Origin of the sequence: Micromonospora sp. NPDC005220, assembly GCF_040607895.1 — a bacterium.
Taxonomy (GTDB): Bacteria; Actinomycetota; Actinomycetes; order Mycobacteriales; family Micromonosporaceae; genus Micromonospora.
The window spans coordinates 1-3,568 of sequence record NZ_JBEXHP010000219.1; the positions used below are offsets into that span (position 1 = coordinate 1).

The following is a 3,568-nucleotide window of genomic DNA, read 5'->3' on the forward strand; positions in this document are numbered from 1 at the left end:
CCCGGTCCCCCGCGCGCGGGGCACCGGACCTCACCACCACCACATCCCGGTCGCACCATCGCAAAAGAGGGGGATCGGCATGAACGATCTCTTCACCTGGGCAGCCCTGGGGACCATCGCCGGCGCGAGCGCCGCCACCCTGCTGGCCACCAACGTCATCGGCGGGCTGATCGGCCCGAGCGGCGACAAGCTCCGCAAGTGGATCGCCATCGCCATCGCGCTGCTGCTGTCCTACCTGACGGCGGCGTTCGCCGACGACGCCGGCGGCGAGAAGTGGGTCATCGCGTTCTTCAACGCGCTGGTCATCTTCTCCGCCGCGCTCGGCGTCAACCAGTTCCCGCCCGGCAACCGGCAGGCGACCCAGCCGTCGCCGACCCAGGTCGCGCAGGGTCGTGAGCCCCGAGTCTTCCGCTCCTGGGTCTGAGAGGTGTCGTCATGGTCTTCGGAATTCTCAGCGCGGCCGTCCAGGTCGGCTTCGGCGCCCTGCTCGGCTTCCTCGCCGGCGGCCCGATCGGGCTGCTGATCGGCGCCGTCGTGGGCCTGGTGGTCGGCGCGGTGTTCGGCTGGTCGGTGGCCTCCGCCGGGGTGTACGCCTCGGACGCCCGCGGCATCTTCCTCTTCGTCGTCGACCACACCTGGAGTCTGCTCAACACGGTCGTCGGCGCCATCTACCTGACCGTGCACCTGATCTTCGGACACTCACTGGACCGGCCCACGTCGCTGGGCAGCGGCCGGGTCAGCGTGGTGGAGGGGGTCTCGCCCCGGTACGCCACCACCATCGGCACCGTCTGCGCCGGCTCCAGCTCCGGCATCCAACGCCACGAGGACGTGCACATCTTCCAAGGTCGCCTGCTCGGGCCGCTCTACATCCCCCTCGTCCTCGCCAACTACGTCCTGTTCACCATCGCGCCGGTGTGGCTGCTCTACCACGACCACACCAACGCGCCGATCAACCGCTTCACCAGGTACTTCGAGATCGGCGTCTACCCGCACGTCTGGAACGAGGCCATCGCGTACCGGATCCAGGGAACGCCGCCGCGATGAGCACCCACGGGCGCGGACCGATCGAGACGGCCACCGCCGAACTGGTCGCCTGGGTGACCGGCGCGGCGGGGGAACCCGTCCCGGTCGGCCCGCCCCGCGCGTGCGACGACACCGACGGGCTCACCCTCTGGCCCCTCGAACTGCGTCCGGCCCGGCAGACCCGCTCCAGCGGCGCGGTCCGCGAACCGTACCGGTTCACGGTCCGCCACCTGCTCTGCGTCACCGGGCCGGCCGGGTTGCCCCGACTGGACCGGGTGCTCACCGCCGCGACCAGCGACGGCAGCTACCCGGTCGTGCTGGAGGCCGGCGACGCGCCCCTGTGGACCGCGTTCGGTACGGCGCCCCGACCGGCGCTGCTGATCGACGTGGCGGCGCAGGTGGACCACCCGACCCCGGCCGCGCCGCCGGTGCTGCAACCGCTGCGGCTGCGGCAACTTGACGTCCGCAGCCTCAGTGGACGGGTGGTCGGCCCCCAGGACCAGCCACTGGCCGCGATGCGGGTCGAACTGCCCGGCACCGGGTCGGCCACCCGCACCGACCCGGAGGGCCGGTTCCTGATCGTCGGCGTACCGCACGACCCCGAGCAGCCGGGCCCGGTCCGGCTGCGGCTGACCGGACGGGGGCTCGTCCTCACCGCCGACGTCGACCCGGGTGAGGACGACATCGTCATCGTCTGCGCGCCACCGACCCACTGACACCGAAGGCACAGGAGGACCGATGCCCAGTTACTTCTCCCCCGGCATCTATGTCGAGGAGGTCCCCAGCGGCGCCCGACCGATCGGGCCGGCGAGCACCAGCATCGCCGCCTTCGTCGGCGTCGCCCCGGACCGCTCCGCCCACCTGGGCAAGGCGGTGCCGGTCAACAACTGGACGGAGTTCCTGCGGCTCTTCGCCACCGGCGAGCGGGTGGAGAGCACCCCGCTGGCGCGGGCGGTCTTCGGCTTCCTGGACAACGGTGGCGCCCGCTGCTGGGTGGTCAACGTCGGCGAGGGTGGCGCGGTCACCGGCACCGGGCAGCGGCGCGGCGGTCTGCAACTGCTGGAGGCCGTCGACGAGATCTCCATCATCGCGGCGCCCGGCTTCCACGACGTGGTGTCCCACGAGGCGCTGCTCAGCATGGCCGAGCGCACCCGCACCATGGTCGCGATCTGCGACCCGGCGCCGGACATCGACGACATCTCCGCGTTGACCCGGGTCGCCACACCGTCCACCGGTAAACCCGCCAAGCCCGCCGAGGGCGGCGGCGACGCAGCCCAGCCGGGCGGCTCCGGCGGCCACGAGGGGGCCGCCTACCGGCCGCGACAGTCCGAGTTCGGCGCGTTCTACTACCCCTGGCTGCGGGTACGCGACCCGATCAGCGGCGAGCTGGAGCTCACCCCGCCGAGCGGGCACCTGGCTGGCATCTGGGCCCGCACCGACGCCCTGCGCGGGGTGCACAAGGCCCCGGCCAACGAACCCGTTCGCGGCGCCGTCGACCTGGGCTACCTGGTCACCCGACCGGAACACGACGTGCTCAACCCCAAGGGCGTCAACGTGATCCGCTACTTCGCCGGCGAGGGCATCCGCGTGTGGGGCGCCCGTACGCTCGCCGCCGAGGCCAGCGAGTGGCGTTACCTCAACGTCCGACGCCTCAGCATCGCCATCGAGCAGGCCATCGCCAACGGCACCCGGTGGATGGTGTTCGAGCCCAACGACTTCACCCTCTGGCGCTCGATTCGTCGCGACATCGGGGCGTTCCTCACCCGGGTGTGGCGCGACGGCGCGTTGCTGGGGCGCAGCCCCGAGGAGGCGTTCTTCGTCAAGTGTGACGAGGAGACCAACCCGCCGGACGTCCGCGACGCGGGCATGGTGATCGCCCACATCGGCATCGCTGTCGTCAAGCCCGCCGAGTTCGTGGTGTTCAAGCTGAGCCAGTGGGCCGGCGGCACCGAGACCGAGACGATCGGAGGCTGACATGCCCACCACCGCCACCCCGCAGCCCGGCGCCCCGGTCGACCCGTACCGGGCGTACAACTTTCGACTGCTCATCAACGGCGTCACCAACGGCCACTTCACCGAGATGACCGGGTTGGAGGTGAACATCCCCGGGCAGCCGTACCGGGAGCACGGCCTGGGTCGGATGCGGATGGTGCCCGGTCAGGCCGAGTACGAGCCGGTGACGCTGCACTTCGGCCTCACCGCCTCCCGCGAGCTGTGGGACTGGGTGAACGCCACCGCTCAGGGCACCCTCAACCGGCGCAACGTCTCGGTGGTGCTGCTCGACTCGGTGGGGACGGCCGAGGTGCTGCGCTGGAACCTGATCGAAGCCTGGCCGACCCGGTGGCGCGGCGCGCACCTCAACACTCTCAGCCACGAGATCGCCATCGCCTCGCTGACCCTGCGCTACGAGGGCCTGGAGCTGGAGACCGGCGGTGCCACCGCGCCGACGCCCGCGTAGCTGGCTGGCCGGCCGGCTGCGCTCGGCGGCCGGGGCGATGCAGCGCCTCGCCGGGCGGGTCGAGCGGGTTGGGCACCCGGCGCCGGC

Annotated in this window: 5 protein-coding genes; all 5 read left to right on the forward strand. The window is 71.9% G+C overall.

Going from position 1 to position 3,568, the window contains the following annotated elements:
• The first annotated feature begins 79 nt into the window (after positions 1-79).
• The 5 genes from ABZU52_RS32130 to ABZU52_RS32150 are packed head-to-tail and all read left to right on the forward strand — an operon-like array spanning position 80 to position 3,481.
• Entirely contained in the window at positions 80-424 is a 345-nt protein-coding gene (locus ABZU52_RS32130; protein WP_196923244.1) for a hypothetical protein, read from the forward strand.
• An 11-nt stretch (positions 425-435) separates the two neighbouring features.
• Positions 436-1,044, forward strand: a complete 609-nt coding sequence (locus tag ABZU52_RS32135; protein ID WP_354974672.1) for a glycine zipper family protein — start codon at positions 436-438, stop codon at positions 1,042-1,044.
• Complete coding sequence (locus tag ABZU52_RS32140) at positions 1,041-1,739, forward strand: carboxypeptidase-like regulatory domain-containing protein (protein ID WP_354974673.1); 699 nt, start codon at positions 1,041-1,043, stop codon at positions 1,737-1,739. Before ABZU52_RS32135 ends, ABZU52_RS32140 begins: the two co-directional genes overlap by 4 nt.
• A 22-nt stretch (positions 1,740-1,761) precedes the next feature.
• Complete coding sequence (locus tag ABZU52_RS32145) at positions 1,762-2,997, forward strand: phage tail sheath subtilisin-like domain-containing protein (protein ID WP_354974674.1); 1,236 nt, start codon at positions 1,762-1,764, stop codon at positions 2,995-2,997.
• Between the two features lies 1 nt (position 2,998).
• Entirely contained in the window at positions 2,999-3,481 is a 483-nt protein-coding gene (locus tag ABZU52_RS32150) for a phage tail protein (protein WP_354974675.1), read from the forward strand.
• Positions 3,482-3,568 lie beyond the last annotated feature (87 nt).